General features: G+C 64.6%; 17 protein-coding genes and 2 pseudogenes. 8 read left to right on the top strand and 11 right to left on the bottom strand.

Features of this window, described 5'->3' with window-relative positions:
• Nucleotides 1–16: 16 nt before the first annotated feature.
• Nucleotides 17–1861: a glycosyltransferase gene (locus NNZ72_RS05000; protein ID WP_257313528.1), complete on the top strand. Its 1845-nt coding sequence runs from the start codon at nucleotides 17–19 to the stop codon at nucleotides 1859–1861.
• A gap of 256 nt (nucleotides 1862–2117) precedes the next feature.
• Here NNZ72_RS05000 and NNZ72_RS04995 read toward each other — a convergent pair whose 3' ends face one another.
• Nucleotides 2118–2585, bottom strand: a complete 468-nt coding sequence (locus tag NNZ72_RS04995; protein ID WP_257313524.1) for a type II 3-dehydroquinate dehydratase — start codon at nucleotides 2583–2585, stop codon at nucleotides 2118–2120.
• Between the two features lie 306 nt (nucleotides 2586–2891).
• A pseudogene (locus tag NNZ72_RS04990) lies at nucleotides 2892–5629 on the bottom strand (Tn3 family transposase).
• Between the two features lie 155 nt (nucleotides 5630–5784).
• Between NNZ72_RS04990 and NNZ72_RS25495 the strand changes: the two are divergent.
• The 4 genes and pseudogenes from NNZ72_RS25495 to NNZ72_RS04975 form a co-directional block, all read left to right on the top strand.
• Nucleotides 5785–6155, top strand: a pseudogene (locus NNZ72_RS25495) (recombinase family protein); the annotation flags it as partial.
• Entirely contained in the window at nucleotides 6129–6377 is a 249-nt protein-coding gene (locus NNZ72_RS25490) for a helix-turn-helix domain-containing protein (RefSeq protein ID WP_371747720.1), read from the top strand. The pseudogene NNZ72_RS25495 and the gene NNZ72_RS25490, both read left to right, overlap by 27 nt.
• A 215-nt stretch (nucleotides 6378–6592) precedes the next feature.
• The gene (locus tag NNZ72_RS04980) at nucleotides 6593–7012 is read left to right on the top strand and encodes a GlcG/HbpS family heme-binding protein (RefSeq protein ID WP_257313522.1); all 420 of its coding nucleotides are present in this window, start codon (nucleotides 6593–6595) and stop codon (nucleotides 7010–7012) included.
• A gap of 208 nt (nucleotides 7013–7220) precedes the next feature.
• The gene (locus NNZ72_RS04975; protein WP_257313520.1) at nucleotides 7221–7826 is read left to right on the top strand and encodes an MFS transporter; all 606 of its coding nucleotides are present in this window, start codon (nucleotides 7221–7223) and stop codon (nucleotides 7824–7826) included.
• A 54-nt stretch (nucleotides 7827–7880) separates the two neighbouring features.
• Here NNZ72_RS04975 and NNZ72_RS04970 read toward each other — a convergent pair whose 3' ends face one another.
• The 7 genes from NNZ72_RS04970 to NNZ72_RS04940 form a co-directional block, all read right to left on the bottom strand.
• Nucleotides 7881–8987: a mandelate racemase/muconate lactonizing enzyme family protein gene (locus NNZ72_RS04970; protein ID WP_257313518.1), complete on the bottom strand. Its 1107-nt coding sequence runs from the start codon at nucleotides 8985–8987 to the stop codon at nucleotides 7881–7883.
• A gap of 56 nt (nucleotides 8988–9043) precedes the next feature.
• Nucleotides 9044–11176 carry an alpha-amylase family protein gene (locus NNZ72_RS04965; protein WP_257313516.1) on the bottom strand — a complete coding sequence of 711 codons (2133 nt, stop codon included), beginning with the start codon at nucleotides 11174–11176 and terminating at the stop codon, nucleotides 9044–9046.
• Between the two features lie 48 nt (nucleotides 11177–11224).
• Nucleotides 11225–12847, bottom strand: a complete 1623-nt coding sequence (locus NNZ72_RS04960; protein WP_257313514.1) for an ABC transporter ATP-binding protein — start codon at nucleotides 12845–12847, stop codon at nucleotides 11225–11227.
• The gene (locus NNZ72_RS04955; RefSeq protein ID WP_257313513.1) at nucleotides 12844–13761 is read right to left on the bottom strand and encodes an ABC transporter permease; all 918 of its coding nucleotides are present in this window, start codon (nucleotides 13759–13761) and stop codon (nucleotides 12844–12846) included. Before NNZ72_RS04955 ends, NNZ72_RS04960 begins: the two co-directional genes overlap by 4 nt.
• 9 nt (nucleotides 13762–13770) lie before the next feature.
• Nucleotides 13771–14688, bottom strand: a complete 918-nt coding sequence (locus tag NNZ72_RS04950; protein WP_257313511.1) for an ABC transporter permease — start codon at nucleotides 14686–14688, stop codon at nucleotides 13771–13773.
• Between the two features lie 88 nt (nucleotides 14689–14776).
• The gene (locus NNZ72_RS04945; protein WP_257313509.1) at nucleotides 14777–15862 is read right to left on the bottom strand and encodes a TolB-like translocation protein; all 1086 of its coding nucleotides are present in this window, start codon (nucleotides 15860–15862) and stop codon (nucleotides 14777–14779) included.
• Between the two features lie 81 nt (nucleotides 15863–15943).
• Nucleotides 15944–17455, bottom strand: a complete 1512-nt coding sequence (locus tag NNZ72_RS04940; RefSeq protein WP_257313508.1) for an ABC transporter substrate-binding protein — start codon at nucleotides 17453–17455, stop codon at nucleotides 15944–15946.
• A gap of 164 nt (nucleotides 17456–17619) precedes the next feature.
• Here NNZ72_RS04940 and NNZ72_RS04935 point away from each other — a divergent pair, with 164 nt between their 5' ends.
• Together NNZ72_RS04935 and NNZ72_RS04930 are read left to right on the top strand one after the other, a co-directional pair.
• The gene (locus tag NNZ72_RS04935; protein ID WP_257313506.1) at nucleotides 17620–18528 is read left to right on the top strand and encodes a LysR family transcriptional regulator; all 909 of its coding nucleotides are present in this window, start codon (nucleotides 17620–17622) and stop codon (nucleotides 18526–18528) included.
• The gene (locus NNZ72_RS04930) at nucleotides 18525–19433 is read left to right on the top strand and encodes a LysR family transcriptional regulator (protein WP_257313504.1); all 909 of its coding nucleotides are present in this window, start codon (nucleotides 18525–18527) and stop codon (nucleotides 19431–19433) included. Before NNZ72_RS04935 ends, NNZ72_RS04930 begins: the two co-directional genes overlap by 4 nt.
• Here the strand turns inward: NNZ72_RS04930 and NNZ72_RS04925 are convergent.
• Both NNZ72_RS04925 and NNZ72_RS04920 read right to left on the bottom strand, forming a co-directional pair.
• On the bottom strand, nucleotides 19412–20146 hold the full coding sequence (locus NNZ72_RS04925) for an MBL fold metallo-hydrolase (protein WP_257313501.1): 735 nt from the start codon (nucleotides 20144–20146) through the stop codon (nucleotides 19412–19414). The two genes, NNZ72_RS04930 and NNZ72_RS04925, sit on opposite strands and share 22 nt — an antisense overlap.
• 104 nt (nucleotides 20147–20250) lie before the next feature.
• A complete protein-coding gene (locus tag NNZ72_RS04920) occupies nucleotides 20251–20685 on the bottom strand; it encodes an Lrp/AsnC family transcriptional regulator (protein ID WP_257313498.1) in 435 nt (144 codons plus the stop codon).
• A 138-nt stretch (nucleotides 20686–20823) separates the two neighbouring features.
• On the opposite strand from NNZ72_RS04920, the gene NNZ72_RS04915 reads away from it, so the two are divergent.
• Entirely contained in the window at nucleotides 20824–21792 is a 969-nt protein-coding gene (locus NNZ72_RS04915) for a dimethylarginine dimethylaminohydrolase family protein (protein WP_257313496.1), read from the top strand.
• Nucleotides 21793–21808 lie beyond the last annotated feature (16 nt).

The following is a 21808-nucleotide window of genomic DNA, read 5'->3' as shown; positions in this document are numbered from 1 at the left end:
GATACGCTGGAGCGCCGTGGGATTCGACACGCGGCCCTTCGAGACGAGCGCCACCCAGAAGGCAGTGGCGAACTATGCCGAATACCGCCAGCGCCTGGCGATCCGCGAGAAGGTCATCCTCTACGAGAGCGATCTCGGGGAAGCGGCGGGCGGCCAACCCCTGGCGATCTTCGGGCATCTGCTGGACCATCCGGGCTTCTCCGGCTTCCTGCATGTGTGGAGCCTCGCGAAGAACGCGCCGCCTCCCCCTGCCCATGCCGGCCGGCCCGACGTGATCCTCGTCGCGAAGGGAAGCGACAGGTATCTGCGCTATCTGGCCGAGGCGCGGTACCTCGTCAGCAACGCGCCCCTTCCGGCCTATTTCTCCCGGCGGCCGGAGCAATCCTACCTGCTGGCCTGGGACGGAAGCACGGCGGCGGCGAGGGAAAAGGGGCCGGCGGCCGATCCCGGCTTCATGGGTCACCGCAACATGGCGCGCAACATCCTCCATGCCACCCATGTCGCAAGCCCCGACGCGCAGGCGTCCGACCTGCTGATGCACGGCAACGACGTCGCATCGGCCTTCGCCGGCAAGCTGGCGGAAACCGGCGATCCGCGGGAGGACCTTTCGGCAAGGCGCGCGACCGATTTCTTCTTCCGCGGCGAGGAAAGCCGCCTGGTGACGCGCTACCGGAGCGACAGGGAACGGCTCCTGTTCTTCGGCGGGCATTTCGCGCCCAACGGCATCACGTCGTCCTGCATCGATCTCCTGCGCTCACTGCCGACAGAGAAATACGACATATCCGTCGCGATCGACACGAACATCGTCGCGCCGAAACCCGACAACAGGGCCAAGCTCGCGGAGCTTCCAGACGCGCTGCACGTTCTCGGCCGGGTGGGGCTTGCGCTCTTCACCCACGAACAGCGCTGGGCCTACGAGAGCTTTCACGCGATGGGCGTCATTCCGTCGGAGGAGATGCGCGCCGTGCTGACGGCCGCGATGCGCGGGGAATTCGAGCGCACCTTCGGCTCGGCGCGCTGGAAGGCGGTGGTGAACTTCGAGGGGTTCACCCGCTTCTGGGCGGCGATGTTCGCGGCGGCGCCGGCGCCGGCCGACAGAATCATCTATCTCCACAACGACATGGTCAGCGAAAGCAAGACCCGCGTTCCCGCCCTGGCCGGCGTTTTCGAGTTCTATCGCGACTATGCCAAGCTGGTCTCGCCGTCACCCAGCGTCTATGCGCTGAACAGGGCCAATCTCTCGCAGGCCTACGGCCTGCCGCCCGACAGGTTCCGGATCGTCGGAAACGTCATCCTGCCCGCCTCGCTGCGGGAGCGGGCCGGGGAACCGCTGCGCGAGGACATCGCCGAATGGGCGGAGGGACGAACGCTTTTCGCCACGGTCGGACGGCTTTCGCTCGAGAAGGATCACAGGAAGCTGATCTTCGCCTTCGCCGACGTCCATCGCGCCTGGCCGCAGGCGCGGCTGGTCATCGTCGGCGACGGGCCGATGCGCGAGGCGCTGCAGCGGCAGATCGGCGAGCTCGGCCTGCAGGACGCGGTCCTGCTCGCCGGCATGATGCACAATCCCATGCCCGTCTTCGCGCGGATGGACTGCTTCGTCCTGAGCTCCAACCACGAAGGGCAGGGCATCGTCCTCTTGGAGGCGCTGGTGCTCGCAAAGCCGGTGATCTCGACCGACGTCGTCGGCTGCCGCAGCGTTCTGGAGAACGGCGAGGGGATGCTGGTCGAGAATTCGGCCGCCGGGCTCGCCGGGGGCATGCTGGCCTTCCTGGAGGGCCGCTACGAGGCCCGGCCCTTCGCCGCCGACGCCTATGCGAAGACCGCGATCGACGCGTTCAACGCCCTGATCGAGGGATAGGCTCGGGCGCGGTTCCAGCGGCGCGCGGCTTCCTGTACAAGCGGGCGATCCGATTCTCGTGAGCGAAATCGGCATCATGCTGAGCGCGGTCATCTATGGACTGGCGATCGGGCCGCTGATCTATCACCATATGCGTTGAAAGGGTCGACAGCAGGACATAGATGAGAGTTTACGACAGAGTACGACGCTGATGGAGCCGCGGGCGTATCGAAACGCCTGCCGCATCCTGCCGTGCCTCATCCCGCAGGACATGGGGTCAGGCATCACCCGGTGGTACCGGCGGTGCGCCGGCTCCCAGAAACGCCGTGTCGTCGAGCGCGAGAGTGAGCGCGAGCAACCCGCCCAGGTAACCGTGATGGCGCAATCCTTCCATAACGCCCGTTGCGCCGAAGCTGAAGATCGACGAGTCGTCGTAGGTGCCGGTGCTATGAAACCAGCGGGCAAGGTTGGCGAAGTGGACTTCGAGATAGGGGCGGCCAGGCTCCATGAGGGCGTCGCGGGTGGCCATGCCGAACTGAGTCAAGCCTGCCGGGTTGATGAGAAAAGCATCGACTTCGTTGGCAGTCTTGTGAACGTAATCCAGTATCTCCCCTTCGATGTTCGAGGTGAAGTGTCGCACGCGCACACCAATTTTTGCCGCGAATTCGTCCACGGTGCGGTTAAGATCGTCGAGCGACCGGATTAAGCCGAACAGCTCAGGATTGCGTTTGCTCAGCGCGGACATGTTGGGGGCCTTGGATCAGCGCAAAACGCCAGGCGCGAGCGCTGGGGGCACGTAGCTCGGTCATAAGGGCTCCTCGAGTTGGGACATTCGTTATTGATCGGGCCATGGACAAAAATTCCTAACCCTGAAGGGACGCGCTAACCCGGGTTCCTGGCCGCGCCACTCCGTTTCAAAGCTTTTCGATGATGTCGTTGCCTCGAAACTGGCAGGACCGAGGCCTTTTGACAAACGAGGAATTTTAAGCATATGGGGGTCGGAACAAGATGTGTTCAAAATCCTGCGCTAAGCTCGAACGAACCCTGAACATCACGCGGCGCCGAGGATTTTTCCAGGAAGCCGCAAGGGCCTGAAGCCCTCGGACATCTGCTGCTCGGTGTCCCAGGAATAGATGCCGGTGAGATTATGTGCTCCCAACTGAGGGGCGAGACGTGTTTTAGCAACCCATCGGGAATAATTCGGCCTTGCTGGCGCAGATGAGCCGTTGCCCGGCTGAGGTAGACGGTGTTCCAATGGACGATGGCGCTGACCACCAGGTTGAGACCTGAAGCTCGGAAGGCCTGACTGTCGAAGGAGCGATCACGGATCTCGCCGCGTGGAAAAAGACGGCGTGTTTGAGCTTGTGAGCGGCCTCACCCTTGTTGAGCCCGGCTTGACAACGCCGGCGTAGAGCTGGGCTGGAATACCACTCGATCATGAACAGGGTGCGCTCGATGCGGCCGAGTTCGCGCAAGGCTTTGGCCAGATCGCTGGATTTCGACGACGCGGAGAACTTCTTGAGGATCGCCGACGGCGCGACGGTGCGCGCCGTGATCGGGGCGGCAAGACGCAGGAGTTCGTCCCAATGTTCCATGATGAGAGCGGTGTTGATCGGCATGCCGATATGATTTGCCAGCGCCGGATAGCTATCGGCCTTCTCGAAGGTGTGGAATTTCCGGTCCTTGATATTGCGAAGCCGGGGCGCGAAGCGCTTGCCGATCAGGCAGAACAGCGCAAAGACATGATCGCTGGCGCCGCCGGTATCGGTGAACAGCTCCTCGATCTCCAGAATCGTGTCGTGGTCGAACAGGCCGTCGAGCACATAGACGGCCTCGCTTTCGGTCGGGCTGATCGGCAGGATGCTGTAATAGCCGTATTGGTCGGAAAGCCCGCTGTAGAACTTCGAGCCCGGCTCGCTGCCATAGTGCAGGTTGATGTTGCTGCGCCTGGCGGCGCGGTCGCTGGCGCGGAAGAACTGCCCATCGGATGAGGCCGTCGTGCCGGCACCCCAGATTTGCGAATGCGGATGACGGGAATGGGCATCAGTAACGCAGGCCTGCGCGGCCCGATAGGTTTCGGAGCGGGCATGGAAGCTGCGCATCCAGCCGATCTGGTGGGCGCTGATCCCCTTCGACGCCCCCGCCATGCGTTTCGGGCCAAGATTCGTGCCATCGGCAAGCACGCCGGCCAGCATGGCGGCGATGTTCTGAGGCGCATCTCCCGTCCGGACATGGGTGAACTGGTCGGCAAACCCAGTCCATTCATGCACTTCCCGCAGGAGATCGGGCACCTCGACCAGAGGATACATCTCCGTGATTTCGGCATTGATGGCTTCCGCCGCGGCGGGAACATCGCTGGTATGCGGCGTCACGATCAACGTGCCGTTTTCCATCCTGACGCCATCGAGCTTGCCGAAACGGGCGCGCCAGGCCAGCCGTTTGAGGTTGACGTCCATCATCTCCCGGATGTCCGCGAGCCAGGCACCGCAGTCGGTCTGGACGCCGAGGCCAAGCTGATCTTTGCCCTTCAGGGCGACAAAGGTCGGCTTCGGCATGAGATCTTCGTCTATCGGTCGGAATGACCGGCTGCCCTCGACCCACACATCGCGCGAATGCAGCCGGTCCCGTAAATGAGCGAAGGTGGCGATTTCATAAAGCCGCCGATCCGGCTTGCCATCCTCGAAGACCAGTTTCCTTTCGTTCGCACCTAGATGGCCGACCGGCACGCGATCCGGCAGAACACGGCGTCCCTCCACATAAAGCATTTTCAGGGTCGCGACCGCCGCAAGCAGCGGATCGTGCCGGCGGCGCGAGCGGAACGTGAATGCCTGAAGGAACGCGCCGGCGAACTTGCGGATGTTTCCATGTTGCTCGGCCGCCAGCACCAACGGCGAAGCGTTGGCGCTCTCCACCATCGCCTCGAGACCGGGCTTGATCTGCAGCAGCCGATGCCAGCCAATTTGCCGGTTTACCGTCTCGATCGCATCTTCATCGGCATCATTGGCGGCCTGCAAGGCAACGATCGTATCGAGGAACAGCCGCAGCGCCTTGGACGTTTCCATACGGGCGTTCATGTGACGCTGCTTTTTCCGGTTGTTCGCCTTGGGAGAACAGCCGGCTCATCAGTTTGATGAACATGGTCATTGGGAGCGGAACGAAGCCAATGGAAGCGCGTCTGCCCGATTGCTGGATCAACAGCCAACAGGGCATCGAGGGCTTTGAGCTTGTCCAGATCGAGATCCGAGATCAGCGCGGCCTCGGCACGGCGGCGGCGATTGCGCGCGCTGCCAACCCCATGCGCTCGATCATGGTCGCCACCGGCAGCAGAACCCGGCGCTCCCGATACGTGACGATGATTGCGTTTGCGATCACCGCTCCTTTGTCGGTCGTTGAAGCTGTTTCGATAGCTGCTAGGAGCGCCGCGCGTCGATCCTCGCCTGTCGGGCTTCTCATTTCAAGATAGCCCAACAGGCGCGCGACGTGGTTCATGCGTGTTTCTTCGCGGCGAGCATACAATTCGAATGACGCCCGGTCGGCTCCGACTTGCTCCGCAACATGGCTGAGCATCGGCATGGGAAGGGCTTCGTTGGCAATAAGCGCGCGGCCAGGATAACGCATCAGGCAGAGCTGCAACGCAAATCCGAGCCGGTTATGCTCGCGACGGCGAACCTCGATTTCGAGTCGATCTGCCGGGGACAGGGAATAATAACGGATCAGACTGTCTTCGTCAGTTGGAATACCGAAAAGCTCTTGTCGATCATGAGGCTTGAGAAGCGTCCGCCGGGCCACCGTTCTTACTCCTTACAATATGCGCTGGTGGCCAAACCTCTGTCCGGAAACGGACGATTGCGTACAGGGGCGAAACTCCCTGTCCACAAATTATCTTGACATATTTATGAACAGAGGCGCTATTTTGGATAGCCTATTCGGGCAAAATTGCCCTCATGCCGCGCACCTTCGCCTATGTCCGCGTCTCCACGACCGGCCAGACGACCGAGAACCAGATTCAGGAAATCGAAGCCGCCGGCTTCCAGGTCGAACCGCGCCGGATCGTCACCGAGACGGTTTCCGGCAGCACGGCCATCGCGCAGCGCCGCGGCTTTTCCCGACTTATGGACAAGCTGGAGGCCGGCGACATTCTGATAGTGACAAAGCTCGATCGCCTCGAGCGTGATGCAATCGACGTCAGCTCCACCGTCAGAACGCTGGCCAAAATGGCTTGCGCGTTTATTGCCTAGCGCTCGGCGGCGCCGACCTCACCAGCTCGGCCGGCATCATGACCATGAATGTGCTCAATGCCGTCGCCCAATTCGAGCGGGATTTGCTGATCGAGCGGACGCAATCCGGTCTCAAGCGCGCCAAGTCGGAAGGCAAGACCCTCGGCCGGCCCTTCACGCTCAGCAATGAACAGAAGCAGGGTGTCCGCAACAATCTCGCGACGGGCATGAGCGTTTCGGCGATCGCGAGAAAATTTGCGACGAGCCGGCAGACCATTATGCGGGTTCGCGACGAGAGTTCACGGTCCGTTCGACCTTAGCGCAGGATTTTGAACAGAACTTGTTCCGACCCCAAAAAGGCCCGGTCACACTGGTCCCGGCAGGCGGACGTCCGGCTTGACGCCGATCCCCGTTGCGTGGGCGTGGAGGCGGGCCGCGAACTTGTTCCGGCATCGATCAGGTCTTTTGCCGGTTTGACCGATACGCGGCGAGAGGCCTGTTGCCTAAAGTGGCGATAGTCAAGAGGAGCCCTCCCATGCCCAGATTCCGGAACACCATTTCGCTGACCGCCGACGCGGCGCTGGACGCACTGTCCGCCGCCGTGGAACGGGCGAAGGCGATCCAGGTCCCGCAATGCATCTTCATCGTCGATACCAGCGGCGAGACCATCGCGAGCATCCGGATGGACGGCGCGAAATACCTCAGCATGCACACCGCGCGCGCAAAGGCGCGGACCGCCGCCTCCATCAACGGCGCGACCGGCGCCATGACGGCCGAATTCGGCCTCGCCGCCGGCATCGCCTCACAGGGCGGGGTGACCCACCTGCCGGGCGGGCTTCCCATCCGCTTCGACGGCGTCATCGCGGGAGCGATCGGCGTGGGGTCCGGCACGGGCGAGCAGGACTTCGACGTCGCGCGCGCCGCGCTGAAGGCGCTCGGAGCCGACGAGGTCTGACCCGGCAACGAAAGCCGCGGCCTGAGCGCTCTTTCGTGCGTCCGATCTCCTTCGCCGCGACCGCGCGCGGCAAAGGGCCAGCTGGCCGTATCGTGGTTTCCGGACAGTGCCCGCAGGATGCCTGTCAGGCGCGCCGCGACCTCGCGGCTTGCCCGGCTCAGGGGGCGTTGCTGTCCGGTCACGAGGACGACGTGATGCGATCGACCGGGTGAAGTCCGCTTCCGGCGCGGGCGGCCGATACGGCATGGCGGGCCTCGGCTGGCTCACCGTGCCGGCGCTCGTCATCAGCCATCTCTACGGCTCGGCGGCCTATCACGGCCTGACGACCCGGCAGATCGCACTCTTCGAGGACAACAGCGTCGACGGGGAGACGGCGGTCTGGATCGCGGCCGTCGCCGGACTGGTCGTCTTCGTCTGGCGCCTGCTGTCCGGCTGGCTCTGCGACCTCCGGGGCTCCGGGCCGGTCATGTGGCTGGCCGCGCCGGCAGGCCTCCTGACCTTCGCCACGCTGGTGGCGATCCTCGTCACGGCGAACGTCGCGGCGCTCTTCTTCTATCCCTCGTGCTCGGCGTCGCTTTCGGCGGCCAGCAGGTCCTGTCGCCAACCGCGTCCGCCTCCTCGCCCTCTCCGCCCTCTCGGCGTCTGCCGGCTCGCCTCCGGTGCAGGCATGGCTGCGGGGCCGGTCATCGCCGGCTCCCTGCATGCCCTTGCGGGCGGCTACGGCGTCGCGACCGCGGTCATCGCCGGCCTTGCCTTGCTGCACGTCGCCGCGTTTGCCGCAATCCGGCGACGGCCGGCACGGACGGAGGCGTGAATGCGCCGCGCGTCCGACATTCCGAAGCTTCCGGATCGATGAACCGTCTTTCCGTCAGCTCCGCCTTTTATCCAGTTCGGCATCGTGGACGATCAGCCCGAGACCCGGTCCCGACGGCACCTTGAACATCCCGTTCTCCGGGATCGGGGGATTGGCGAAGGCGACGTGCATGCGCGTCGACGGATCGGAGAATTCCGCGGGCTTGGTATTGTGCATCAGGGTCGCGAGCAGGTGCAGGTTCGCCGCATGGGCGATCGTCGGCTGGGTCTGGTGCGGGACGAGTTCGACGCCGTGGGCGAAGCAGATGGCGGCGCACTGCATCAGGCCGGTGATGCCGCCCATCTTGACGATGTCGGGCTGCACCATGCGCACGCCGGCATTGATCATGTCGACGACCGCCTGCGTGGTATAGGACTGCTCGGCGGCCGAGACGGTGATGTCGAGACGCTGCGCGACCTCGCCCATCGCCCGGACGTTGTAGTGCTGGACCGGCTCCTCGAACCAGATATAGCCGAGCTCTTCCAGCGCGCGGCCGACACGGATGGCGCCGCCGACGGAATACTGGTTGTTGGCGTCGAAGGCGAGGGGGAAGTCGTCTCCGACCAGCTTGCGCACCGCCTTCGCCTTCGCGATGTCGCCTGGAATATCGTAGTCCTGCCGCGTGCGGTCGCCGTCCCAGCGGATCTTGACGGCGGCGGGACGCTCGGATCTCAGCCGCTCCTCGACCGCCCGCACGGTCTCGTCCACGGTGCGCCCGGCATTTCTTCCGACCGACGAATAGAACGGCAGCTCGGTGCGCCATGCCCCGCCGAGGAGCTTGTAGACCGGCAGGCCGAAATACTTGCCCTTGATGTCCCAGAGCGCGATGTCCAGCGCGGCAAGCGCCCCCGTCACCGCGCCTTCCGGGCCGAGCTTTACGTATTTGTGCAGCAGCCTGTCGTGGATGACGGCCTGGTCCAGCGCGTCCAGACCGGTCAGCGAAGCCGCGAAATCCCGCACGATGCCGAGCGAATGCTCGCCGCCCAGCATCGGGGAGGCCTCGCCGTAGCCGACCAGCCCGTCCTCCGTCGTCACGCGCACGATCGCCGTCCTGCGTCCCGGCGGCTCGTTCTCGACCCAGGTGACCTGAAAGGCCTCGACCGATCTGATGATGGTGCCCACTTTGATTCCTTCCTGTCCGTGATCGGATGCGCCGGTCGTTCCGAGCCTTGGCGCGGCTATCCGAAGAGCATTTCGATGGTTTCCATGGCCTCCAGACGCGGCAGGGTGAAGCGGATGCGGCTGCCGTCCAGACGTGTCACGGGGATTTCGCGCTCCGCGAAGACGAGCCGGACGCGCTCCCTTGTGAAGGATGACGGCACGTCGACGGTGATTTCGAGGTCGTGGAGGGGGATCAGTTCCTCGATGATGCGTCGCTGCCCGGTGTTGAAGCTGCCCGGAGCGGAGAAGTTCACGAGCGAGACGACGAGCCGGTCGCTCTTTTCCATGACGGAGAGGTCGATCAGGCCCGGTCCCTCGACGGTCACGATGTCGCGCCAGCCCTCCGCCTGCTTTATCGCGTTGGCGAGGAGCCGGAAGAGATCCCTGAAGCCGTAGCGGAAGCCGATCAGGTCCGGCTGCCAGGGGAAGTGGACGATGCGGCCCTCCCCGACGCGGCGGTCCAGGATCATCGGATAATCGGTGACGTGATCGATCCGGTTGAATTCCGGCACCGAAATCCCGCTCCCGACCTCCCCTTCCACCGGCGGCACGAGGGTCAGGGGCGCCGCGATCGCCGGCTGGTCGCCGGTGCGTACGAAGGTGATGTCGCCGGCCACCGGCAGCAGGTCCGTCCCGTCGAACCCGGCCAGCAGCGGCGACGACGGATCGCGGATCGCGGCATAGGCCGCCCGCAGGTTCTTCCACGTGACGCCGGTCGCCTTCGCGCCGGTCAGCCGGCCGAGAAGCGTCGTTTCGCGGGGGGCGCCCGTCTCGTCGAAGTCGCCGCTGCGATAGGTCGAGACGAGATGGCCGCCGTTGCGGACATAGGTTTCGAGCGCCGCGCAGGCGGCATCCGACAGGCAGGCGGCGTTCGGAAGCACCACGGCCTTGTAGTTCGCCAGCGTCTCCGCCGTGAGCCGGTTGCCGCTGAGGATGTCGAAGGGGAGCCGCTGGTCCATCATGGCGTTGTAGGCGCCGCGGAAATGATCGAGGTAGCGGGCCGCCGGGTCCTTGTGGCCGAAATTGTCGAGGCTGTGGCGGGAATAGACGAGCGCGACCTGCGCGGCGGACGCCGCTTCCATATAGGTCGGGCGGTTGCGGTCGAACCGTGCGAAGAGCGCGCGAAGGCCATCGAGCCCGCGATGGTCGAACTGCTCCTGCTGATAGCCGGTCACGTGGATCCAGGGCATCACGCCCTGCGCCATGATCTGGCCGGCCCACATCCGGTTCTCGGCGATCGGCACGCGGTAGAACCGCCACCAGGGCAGGAAGTAGCTCGTCGTGATCCCGCCGCCCTTTTCCGGCGCGAGGCTGCGCATGTAGCGCGCCTCGAGTCCCGGCCAGAACATGTTGGCGTAGCGCCGCTGCGCCTCGAGGACGATGCCGTCCTGATGCGGCTCGGTATAGTCGAGGTCCCAGCCGCCGACGCGGGAATGATCCCACGATTCCGCCACCTGGCTCAGCGGCATCCAGGCGCAGGACGGCCGCACGCGCGTCTTCGCCGCCTGGACGCGGGCATTCCATTCGGCGATGCATTCGTAGCGCCACTCGTTGTACCGGCGCCAGACGTCGCTGTCCCAGTCCTCGTCGGGAATGGGCCTGCCGGTCCTGGCCCGGAACTTCTGCTGGCACACGCCGCAATGGCATTGCGGCGTGTGCCAGGGGGAGAATTGCGCGGCATTCGCCCACAGGCCGTCGAAGGGATAACGCGCCAGGATTTCCTCGACGACCCGGATCATGAAGTCGTTGTAATAACCCCCGTTCGGGCAGGTGACGAAGTGGCCGTGGACTTCCACTGGCGCTCCCGCCTTGTCCTGAACGAACCATTCCGGCCGCTCGGCATAAAGCGCGCGCGAGGCCATGCTGGGGTCGATCCGGGCAATCGGCCTGATGCCGCGCCTCGCAAGCGAAGCGATCATCTCCGCCGCCAGGTCCCGCTCGCCGAGCGCCGCCGCGCGCGGGTGGAGCGGAATGTCGGTCGGGTAGAAGGCCATGATCCCGCCCACCGAGAACCCCAGCGCATCGAGCGAGAAGGATTTGGCGAAATCGGCCATCTCCTCGGTGTCCCAGCTCGCCGCATCGCTCTCGCGAAGCGTCATGATCATCACCAGCGAGGACCGGAGCCAACTGTGATCGGAATGCGGCATCATTGAATTCTCCGTTGGAGCGGCATGCTGGATGATCGGACGGCGGGGCGGCTAGGCGGCCACAGGGCCGCCGAGCACGGGGTCGGATTGCAGGAGTTCGCGGGTGTAGGGGTGCTGCGGATTGGTGAAGAGGTCTTCGGTCCTGCCCTGCTCGACGATCTGGCCTTTCCGCATGACGAGCACCCGGTCGGCGAAGCTGCGGACCACGGGCAGGTCGTGGGCGATGAAGATGTAGGAAAGGCCGTGCTCGTCCTTGAGGCTCTTCAGGAGCGCGATGATCTGCGCCTGGACCGACACGTCCAGCGAGGAGACCGCCTCGTCGCAGATGATGACCTCCGGTTGCAGGGCGAGTGCCCGCGCGATGGCGATGCGCTGCCGCTGGCCGCCGGAGAACTGATGCGGGTAGCGCTGGGCATGCTCCCTCGACAGGCCGACCTGTTCGAGGAGATCGCCGACCCGTCCCTTCCAATCCTTCTTCGGCAGGATCTCCCGGTGGATGGCCCAGGGTTCCGAAATGATCTCCTCGACGGTCATGCGGGGGTTCAACGATGCGGTCGGGTCCTGGAAGACCATCTGGATCTGGCGCTGGAGGACCGTCCGGTCGGACGATGTCGGCTGCAGCATGTCGCGGTCCTTGTAGGATGCCGTGCCGTTCGATGCCTTTTCGAGGCCGAGCAGCGTGCGGGCGAGCGTCGACTTGCCGGAGCCGGATTCGCCGACGACGCCGAGCGTCTCCCCGCGCGCGAGGGTGAAGGACACCCTGTCCAGGGCCATGACGACCGGTGAGCGCGAAGAGCTCGGATAGCCTTTCGACAGTTCCCTGACGGCGATCAGCGTGTCCCTGCGTTCGTCCGACGGGGCGGATGCCGGGAAACCCTGCCTGCCCGGAACCGCATTCAGGAGGTTGCGGGTATAGGCATGTTCCGGCGCGTTGAAGACCTGGCCCACCGGTCCGGTCTCGACGATCTCCCCGCCGTTCATAACGGCGACGCGGTCGGCAAGCCCCTCGACGATGCCGAGGTCGTGGGTGATCATCAGCAGGCCCATGCCCCGCTCGCGCTGGAGGTCCTTCAGGAGGCGCAGGATCCGGGCCTGGACGGAGACGTCGAGCGCCGTCGTCGGCTCGTCGGCGATCAGGAGGTCCGGGTCGAGCGCGATCGCCATCGCGATCATGATGCGCTGCCGCTGGCCGCCGGAGAACTGGTGCGGATAGTCGTTGAAGCGCGCCCGCGCATTGGGCAGCTCGACCCGCTCCAGGAGCTCCAGCGCCCTGGAATCCGCCTCCTTGTGACCGACACCGTGGGCGCGAAACGTCTCCGCCACCTGCCAGCCCACCGGATAGACGGGATTGAGGGCGGCGAGGGTGTCCTGGAAGATCATCGCGATCTTCGAGCCGTTCAGCTCCCGCTGCCGTTCATAGGAGGCCTTGAGCAGATCCTCGCCGCGATAGAGGACCTCGCCGGATGTGATGCGGCCGGGAGGAATGTCGATCAGGCCCATCAGCGCCGACGAGCTGACGCTCTTGCCCGAACCGCTCTCGCCCAGGATGGCGAGCGTCTCGCCGCGATCGATATGCCAGCTGACATTGCGCACGGCCTGGACCGTGCCGTCCTGGGTGTGGAATTCGACGGAGAGGTTTCGTACCTCGACGAGATGCCTGTTATTCCCGGTCATGAGGTCTTCTTTCTGGATTCCAGCCGCCAGCGCTGCACCGGATCGCCGACGATCCGCAGCCAGTTCGCGAAGAGATTGAGCGACATCGCCGTGAGCGTGATCGCGACGCCGGGCCAGAAGGCGACCCACCAGGCGGTGCTGAGGTAGCTCTGGCCCTGCGCGACCATGGCTCCCCAGGTGAAGGCCGGCGGCTGGATGCCGAGACCGAGGAAGCTCAGGCTCGATTCCGACAGCATCACGAAGGCGAATTCGAGCGTCGCGATGGTGATCAGGGTCGGCGTGACGGTCGGCCGGATATGCCGCCAGATCAGCCGGCGGGGCGAGGCTCCCATGATCCGCGCCGCCGTCACGAACGTCCGTTCGCGCACCTCCAGCACCTCGGCCCGGGTCGTGCGCAGATAGATCGGAATGCGGGTGATCGCCAGCACGAGGATGACGTTGGCGATGCCGGGCGTCAGGACGTAGAGGACGATCAGCGCCAGGAGGAGCGAGGGAAAGCTCATCACCACGTCGGCGACCCGCATGATCACCGCGCTTGTCCAGTCGTTGCGGTATCCGGCGATGAAGCCGAGAAACGATCCGACGAGAAGCGAGCAGACGACCGCGGATGCCGCCAGCAGCATCGTGTTCTGCGCCCCGACGATCAGGCGCAGAAGGATCGACCGCCCGAGCGAATCGGCCCCGAGGATGAAGGTCCAGCCGTGCTGGAACGACAGCGGCGGGGCGTTTCGGGCAAGCAGATTGATCCTGTTGGAAGCACTCTCGAAGAGAGCAGGCCCGAACAGGGCGGCGAAGAACACCAGCAGCAGGAACATGACCGCCGCCGTCGCGAACTTGTCGTGCCACAGGAGCAGCAGGTAGCGGTGGACGGCGGATCGGTTCGGCCGGCTGCCGGGGGTGACGATGGTGCTCATGTCGCGGCCTCAGCTGTAGCGGATGCGCGGATCGAGCAGCGCATAGGAAAGGTCGATCGCGATGTTGAGGGCGAAGATGGCGACGGCGGTGATGATGACGCCGCCCTGCACCATGGCGAAATCGCGATACTGGATCGAGTCGATCATCAGCTTGCCGATCCCCGGCAGCCCGAAGATGACCTCGACGACCACGGCGCCGTTGATCATTCCCGTCGCCTGGTCGCCGGCGACGGTGATGACCGGAAGCATCGCGTTGCGCAGGGCATGGACGAAGATGATCGTCGTGCGGCGCACGCCCTTGGCCCGCGCCGTCTTCACGTAAGCGGACGACATGGCGCTGATCATCGAGCCGCGCACGACCTGGGCGATCAGGCCGCAGGGACGAACGGAGAGAACCATGACCGGCAGGATCCAGTGGACGAAGCCGCCCGTGCCCGACGTTGGCAGCCATCGCAGCCCGACGGCGAAGACGAGCACGGCGACGATCGCCAGCCAGAAATTCGGCAGGCTTGCGCCGGCAAGCGAGATGACGTTGACGAAACGGTCGAGAACGCCGTTCGGCCTCTGGGCCGCGAGCGCGCCCGAGACGATCGCGACGACGAGGGCGATGAACATGGCGCACAAGGCCAGCAGCAGGGTCGTCGGGAAGGCTGCCAGCACGAGATCGAGGACCGGCCGGTCCTGGCGCAGCGACATGCCGAAATCGAGACGGGCGAGATCCCGCACGAAATGCCAGAACTGCACGATCAACGGATCGTCGAAGCCGTGCGCCTCGGAGAAGGCGGTCCTGGCCTCGGCCGAGGCTTCGATCGGCAGGTAGATGTCCACCGGATTGCCGGTCAGCCGCGCCAGAAAGAAGACGAGGACGACAAGTCCCACCATGGAAATGGCGCTGTGCGCCATTCTGGATCCGATATAGCCGCGCAAGGCGCTCCTCCCTTTCCCTTCGTCCGTTCATTCCTGCAGGGACGTCCGCCGGCCTCCCGGGCCGAAGGACGTCCCCCGGATCTAGGGCCTACTTGATCTCCGCAAAGGTGCCGTCCCGTTTCCTTATCGCGGCGCGGTCCTCCGGCGTCTCCCATTCCGCGGCGTATTCGCTCTTTTCCCAGGCCTCGAGATCCATGAGGCCGATGCCCATGCCGAAGCCCGGCTCGCTCGTATAGGTGTTGACCATGAAGGCGAGCCACCTGCCGTCCGGGCTGACGTTCGAATTGCTCGCGCGCCAGGGGGCGCGGTCGAAGAACCGCGTCATGCGCACGCGGCGCCCGGAACCGTCGAGCTTGAGCTTCCAGAGATCGATCGGCGGGAACTGGTCGACGAAGTCGCAGGAGGATTCCAGGCAGATATGCTCCTGGTCGGGGAAGATGCCCTCGCATTCGTTGTGGGTGAGCGGCTCGTCGATATAGGTGCGGACGTCGAGGGTCTTCAGGTCGATGCCCCGGGTCTGGGTCTTCCAGGTGGTGCTGCGATCGCGCGGGCCGATATATTCCGCCATGATGACCTCCGTGTCGTCGTGGCGGAAATCCTGCGGTTCGGGACGGCGCAATCCCGTGACGTTTCGATAGATCGGGCGTGTCGCGCCGATCTTCGGGCCGTCCGCCCCGTACTCGATCTCCGACACGTAGCACTCGAAGTCCTCGAACTTTCCGAGACGGGGATCGTGTTCGCCGTGCCGGGAATAGGTGATCCGGTTGGCGATCGCCGAAACGCCGATGCCCTCGAAGATCGTCAGCCCGAAGGGCCGGGGCGGGGTCTTCGCCTCGCGGTCCATGAACCAGAGCTCCGACTCCACGTAGCGGCTGGTGTGGTGGTCCTTGAATTCCTTCGGCCCGATCAGGAGGTAATCGCCGTTCGGCAGGAAAAGCACCCGGAGGAACGAGTGGTGTTCGCCGAGATCGCCCGTCAGGTTGCGGATCCGCCGCGTTTCGAGGTCGATCTCGTGGACGTCGCCATAGGCCTTTTCGACGAAGGCGATGCGCTTGCCGTCCGGCGACCAGTAGGGACGCGCGCCGTAGTCGCAGAGCTTCTCATGGAATGGCGGCGGGTTGTCCAGGACGTGAGGACCTTCATAGGGCTTGTTGTCCCACTTGTAGATAGGCATGCTTGAACCTTCCGTTTGAGCGGATCGCATCGGTCAGGGATCGCGGAGGCGGGATGCCGCCTCCGCCGTTCGGGTCGGGGATCACTTCAGGCTGATCGCCGCAAGCTCGAGCTGGCCGCCGGTGGTGAAATCCGGCTTGAAGCTGACGCGCGGCCCGATGCGCATGTAGCTGACCATGTGGAACAGCATGATATCGGGAACGACGTCCTGCTGGATCGTCCGGTTGGCCTGCTGGAAGAGCGAACGGCGCTTGTCGCCGGTCGAGACGCTGGCCTCCTCGAGGACGGCATCGAGCTTCGGATCGGAAATGTTGGAGAGCGCGCCTTCCGAGGTGTAGTAGACCATCATCGTGAAGAACGCGTCACCGGCCGTGTTGTCGTGCAGCTCGTGCACCATGGTCGGGCCGCGATCCGTCGGATAGGGCTTACGGCGCATGGCGGAATGCTGGATCTTGTCGACCATCCGGATCTGCACGTTGAGGCCCGCCTCCTGCCAGCCCTGCACGAGCGTCTGGAGCATTTCGTCGAGGTTGGCCTGCATGAACTGGCTGCCGAAGAGGTCGATCGGCGTGTCGACCGCAACGCCGTCGGCCCTGGCCTCCTCGACAAGGGCCTTCGCCTGTTCCGGATCGTAGGGCCACGGCTTCAGGCTGTCGTCGTAGCCGCTGACGCTCGGCAGCATGTATTGGCTGGCGGGCAGGGCGTCGGGGCTCATGATGGTGCCGACGAAGGCGCTGCGGTCGAAAGCCAAGTTGAGCGCCTTGCGGATGCGGACGTCGTCGAGCGGCGCCTTGTCCATGAAGATGCGGATGCGGCTCGTATCGGCATTGAGATAGCCGACGTCCATCTGCGGATCGACGTCCTGGGGCGCGATCTGGAGCCCGAGATCGGCCTCGCCGACCTTGACCATGGAGGCACGCAGCGCCGGTTCCTCACGCCACACATAGGTCGCCTGGCGGACTTGCGGCTTGTCGCCCCAATAGCCGTCGAAGCGGGTCAGGACCAGATTGCTGGCCGGATCCCAGCTCGTGAAGGTGTACGGACCCGTGCCGACGGGCGATTTCGTGGCTTCCGTGGTGCTGGTGCCCGGCGCCGTCATGCCGATCTGCGACAGCGTAGTCGGCATCAGCGGCATGGGCGCGCTGGTCTTGATCTCGACGGTGTGCGGGTCGAGAGCCTTCGCCTCGATGGTCGTCTTGGCGAACAGGCGGATGGTGTCGCGGCACTGGAGCTCGGGGCTGAACTGCCGGTCGAGCGCCGCGACCACCGCGTCGGCATTGAAATCGGTGCCGTCCTGAAATTTCACGCCCTCGCGCAGCTTGATCTGCCAGGTCTGCGGATCGATCTGCTTCCATTCCGTGGCGAGGTTGGGCTTGATCTCGCTGGTGGCGGGATCCATGCGGGTCAGCGTCTCGACCACGTTGGCCTTGAGAACCTGGCCTATGTAGCCCGTCGAGTTCATATGGCACGGTTCGACGACGTCGACGGCGGATGACAGCACGATGGTGATATCGCCGGACTTGTCCTGGGCATGGGACGGGCTTGCAAGCATGCCGGCCACGCCCAGCCCCATAATCAATCTGTGGATCTTCACAACATTCCTCCCGTTGTTGGCGAGCGGGTGCCTCCCACCCGCAAAGTTCCGGCGGCGCCGCATCGGGCCGTCGTCACTTTCGCAAGGAAAGCTAGACCTAAACTTTCTGGTTGATAAGAAGCAAAAAATGCAGTTCATTCTGTACTGAGAGTATAGGATCAGCCGTGGACAAGCTTCGCGAGATCGAAACCTTCGTGGCCGTCGTCGCCGAGCGGAGCTTTGCCGGCGCCGCGCGGAAACTCGGATTGACGCCCGCCATCATCGGCCGGCGCATCAGCCAGATCGAGGAGCGGCTGGGCGGGATCCTGCTGGTGCGGTCCACCCGCAAGCTCGGCCTCACGCCGCAGGGCGAGGAATTCCACAGGCATTGCACGGGGATCCTGCAGCGCCTCGAAACCGCCGAGCGGCTGGTGTCGGACGGAAGGGAGTATGCGACCGGCCATCTGATCGTATCCGCGCCGGCAGGGTTCGGGCGGCGCCATGTCGCGCCCCATCTTCCGCCCTTCATGCGCGAGAACCCCGACGTGCGCGTCTCCCTCAATCTCAGCGATCACATCACGGATCTGGTTCGCGAGGGCTACGAGGTGGCGATCCGGCTCGGCCCGGTGATCGACACGAGCCTCGTCCAGGTCCGGCTTGCGACCAATCAGGCCGTCCTGTGCGCGACGCCCGGCTATCTCGGCGAGCGTGGCGTTCCGCTCGTTCCGGCCGATCTCGCGCATCACAATTGCCTGGCGTTCAACGAATACGGCGGCCAGCCGCGCGGTTGGCATTTCCTGGTCGAGGACCGGCCGATCACCGTCCGGGCGGCGGGGGTGTTGTCGTGCAACGACGGGGAGGTCCTGGCGCAGTGGCTGCGCGAAGGCCTGGGAATCGGCTGGCGTTCGCGGTGGGAGGTCGCCGCCGAATTGGCGGCCGGAACGCTCGTGACCGTCCTCGACGATTACATGCCGCCGGTCTACGACGTGACCGCGGTCTATCCGGTGCAGCCGCACCTTCCCGCAAAGATCGGCCTGCTCCTCGAATGGCTGCGAACCGTCTATGCCCGGCCGGGCTACTGGGAGGCGTCGTGAACCGTTACAAGGAAATGCGGGCCTTCCTCGCCGTCGTCAAGGAAGGGTCTCTGACGGCGGCGGGCATCAAGGAGGGCATCACCGCCTCCATGATCGGCAGGCATATTGACAGCCTGGAACGGCGGCTCGGCATCCGGCTGCTTCACCGCACCACCCGGCATCTGTCCCTGACGGAGCAGGGCGTCTTCTTCCTGAAGCATTGCCAGGAACTCGTCACCGAGATCGACGTCCGCGAGGCGGAGATGTTCCCCGACATCATGCAGGTGACGGGACGTCTGACCGTTCTCGCGCCGCCGCATTTCGGGAGGCACCACGTCGCCGTGCATGCCGGGGCCTTCCTTGCCGCCCATCCGAACGTGCAGCTCTCCTTCAATCTCTCCAACGACTATGCCGATCCGACGACCGCCGAATACGATCTCTGCATCCGCATCGGCAACGTCATCGATCCGCGTTTCGTGACGACCAAGCTTCTGAGCAACAAGCGTGTGGTCTGTGCGACGCCGGCCTATTTCGAGCGGTTCGGCACGCCCCGGACCCTGGAGGACCTGGCGCGGCACAATTGCCTCGGCGTCAATCTGCGGGCCGGCCTGCACCGCGAATGGCTTTTCCAGGAGAACGGCAAGCCCGTCTCCGTGAAGGTGGAAGGCACGATCGATTGCAACGATGCCGACTCGTTGATCCGCTGGGCCCGCGACGGGCTGGGGCTCGCCTGGCGGTCGACCTGGGAAATCGGCGCCGAAATCGCCGACGGCCGCCTGGTGACCGTCCTCGACGACTACGCGCTGCCGAGCTTCGACATCACCGCCGTCTATCCCCGGGACAGGCCGCTGAAGTCGGCAAGGCTTTTCGCCGAGACGCTGAAGAGCGCCTATTCGCAGCCGGGTTACTGGACCGTCAGGGCATAGGATCGGCCGTCCGGCAGGATCTCGATCCTTTCATGGCTGGCGGACACGGGCATGAAGCCGCCGTCGACGCGTTCCAGCGGTACGTCATGCCCGGGAACGATCACGTCGGCCATCGTCAGGATGCGGTCGACGCTTTTGCGCGCGGCTTCGGCGTCGAAGGCCCCGGCCAAGGTTTCCGAGACGGTCTCGCCGCGATGCTTGAGCGCATCCTGCGCGAGCACGACCTGCTTACCGTCGACGGTCAATGAAAGCGAAATATGGCCGCCGGTATGGCCGGGGGTGCGAAGAACGCGGATCCCCGGCAAGATTTCCGGCTCCCCGGATATCAGACGGAGCCGGGGCTTTCGCAACAGGGTTTCCGCGAGAAACAGGGGAACGGCGGCATCGGCCGCGCCATGATCGTCAAAATAGTTCCGTTCCGTCTCATGGAGCAGAAACTCGGCCTGCGGGAAGCATTCGGCATTCGCCACATGGTCGAAATGCAGATGCGAGAGAATGATCGTCCTGATATCGCCGTTGCGAATGCCTCTCGCCGCCAGCGCCCTGAGAAGCCCGGGACGGTCCCCGGCGGTCCCGGTATCGAAGAGCGCATATCCGGCTGTCGTCCGCAAAAGAACCGTCGTGCTCCATCCAAGGAAGCCACGCTCCGTGCGGGCGGGAAATCCGGTCAGCAGGAGATCGTATCCAGTGTGATTTGAAGCGTCCGTTTTCATGGGGCGGGATCAGACCACTATTCTCGCGCGCTCGTCAAACACCGGTTCCGGATGGGCCGGACGGTCCCCGGATCGGCGGAGACAGTCAGCCATTCGCCGGGGGCCTATCGGATGGTGCGCCTCGACGTCAGCATCAGGCTGGTCTCGGTCACTTTCACCCCGGTAAGCCCGGCTATCCGGCGAAGCAGCGCGTCGAAATTCTGCAGCGAGTCCGTTTCCAGCATGGCTATCGAATCCCATTGCCCGCTCGTGGAATAAAGGTCGACGACCTCCGGGATGCGGTTCAGCTCCCTGACCACCGACTCCGACTTCGTCCCTTCGATCTTCACCAGCATGATGGCCTTCACGAGATTCGCCCGGTTGACGTCGCCCTTGATCGTGAACCCCTCTATGACGCCGCCGTCCAAGAGGCGCTTCAAGCGCGCGCGCGCCGTCGTGCGCGAGATGTCCAGCTTCTGCGCGAGCGTCGCGATGGGCTCCCGCGCATTGTGGCGCAAAAGGGCGATCATCTGGCGATCGATGGTATCCAGTTCGACCAATTCGGCGCTCCACTTCGGACAGAACGGCCGGGACATTAGTCACATATCAAACTGGGTACAACCGCAAAAACCGGGCACTCTCGGACACCTAAGGCGGAAGACGCGCGCTTCCCCGCATGAAAACGAAAGGTGACGGAGATGACGACCGAGGCCCACACGAAAAGCTCCTTTGGAACCGCCGCATACGGCGGCGCCGGGTGGGTCCCGCGGCAGATGTCACACGCCCAGGAGCTGGGCAAACTGTGGGCCTCCTATCGCATCGATTCCGAGTGGAGAACGCTCAGAGCCGTCATCGTCCATTCTCCGGGGCCCGAGCTCGACGACGACCTCGATCTCGAAAAGAGCCTGATGCTCGAACCGCTCGACGGCGGGAAGGCCCGCGAGGAGCACGCCGCGATGTGCGAGGCCTACCGCTCCGCCGGCATCGATGTCCACCATGTCCGCCCCGAGGGCCGGGCCACGCCGAACCAGATGTTCTGCGCGGACCTGTTCGTCATGACGCCGCAGGGAGCGATCATCGCAAGACCCGCGGGCCAGGTCCGTGCCGGGGAAGAGCGCATGATGGCGCGACGCCTGGCCGATCTCGGCGTTCCGATCCTGAAGACCCTTACCGGGACGGCGACCTTCGAGGGCGCCGATCTCATGTGGCTTGACGAGCACACCGCCATGATCGGCCGGGGACATCGGACCAATCAGGAAGCCATCGATCAGATCACGACCGTCCTGGCGGAGATCGGCTGCGAGACCATCCCCGTCGATATGCCGTTCGGCACGATGCACTTCATGGGGATGCTCAGGACCCTGGACAGGAACCTCGCGGTCTGCTGGCCGCGCCGCACGCCTCTCGCGACGGTCCGAGCGCTTCAGGACCGTGGTTACAACGTGATCTTCCCGCCTTATGAAGACGATTCGGCCAGCTACCGTGCCATGAATTTCGTCACGCTCGGCCCGCGAAAAATCCTGATGGTCGCAGGACTCGCGAAGTATCAGGACTTCCTCGAAGAACACCAGATCGAGTGTGTCCCGGTCGTGACAGACGAACTCTCGAAGGCCGCCGGAAGTGTCGGCTGCCTGACAGGCGTCCTCGCGCGAGACGTGGCTCCGTGAGGCTCGTTGTCCAGCT

This window comes from Shinella pollutisoli, assembly GCF_024609765.1.
Lineage (GTDB): Bacteria > Pseudomonadota > Alphaproteobacteria > Rhizobiales > Rhizobiaceae > Shinella > Shinella pollutisoli.
The sequence above is the reverse complement of the archived record's forward strand: the minus strand, read 5'-3'. Positions and strand labels throughout refer to the sequence as shown.

Excerpts from the sequence above, each read along its gene's own strand:
- NNZ72_RS04995 (WP_257313524.1), bottom strand. The coding sequence starts at position 2,585 with ATGTCCGCGCTGAGCAAACGCAATCCTGAGCTGTTCGGCTTAATCCGG.
- NNZ72_RS04980 (WP_257313522.1), top strand. The coding sequence starts at position 6,593 with ATGCCCAGATTCCGGAACACCATTTCGCTGACCGCCGACGCGGCGCTG.
- NNZ72_RS04965 (WP_257313516.1), bottom strand. The coding sequence starts at position 11,176 with ATGATGCCGCATTCCGATCACAGTTGGCTCCGGTCCTCGCTGGTGATG.
- NNZ72_RS04960 (WP_257313514.1), bottom strand. The coding sequence starts at position 12,847 with ATGACCGGGAATAACAGGCATCTCGTCGAGGTACGAAACCTCTCCGTC.
- NNZ72_RS04955 (WP_257313513.1), bottom strand. The coding sequence starts at position 13,761 with ATGAGCACCATCGTCACCCCCGGCAGCCGGCCGAACCGATCCGCCGTC.
- NNZ72_RS04945 (WP_257313509.1), bottom strand. The coding sequence starts at position 15,862 with ATGCCTATCTACAAGTGGGACAACAAGCCCTATGAAGGTCCTCACGTC.
- NNZ72_RS04925 (WP_257313501.1), bottom strand. The coding sequence starts at position 20,146 with ATGAAAACGGACGCTTCAAATCACACTGGATACGATCTCCTGCTGACC.
- NNZ72_RS04915 (WP_257313496.1), top strand. The coding sequence starts at position 20,824 with ATGACGACCGAGGCCCACACGAAAAGCTCCTTTGGAACCGCCGCATAC.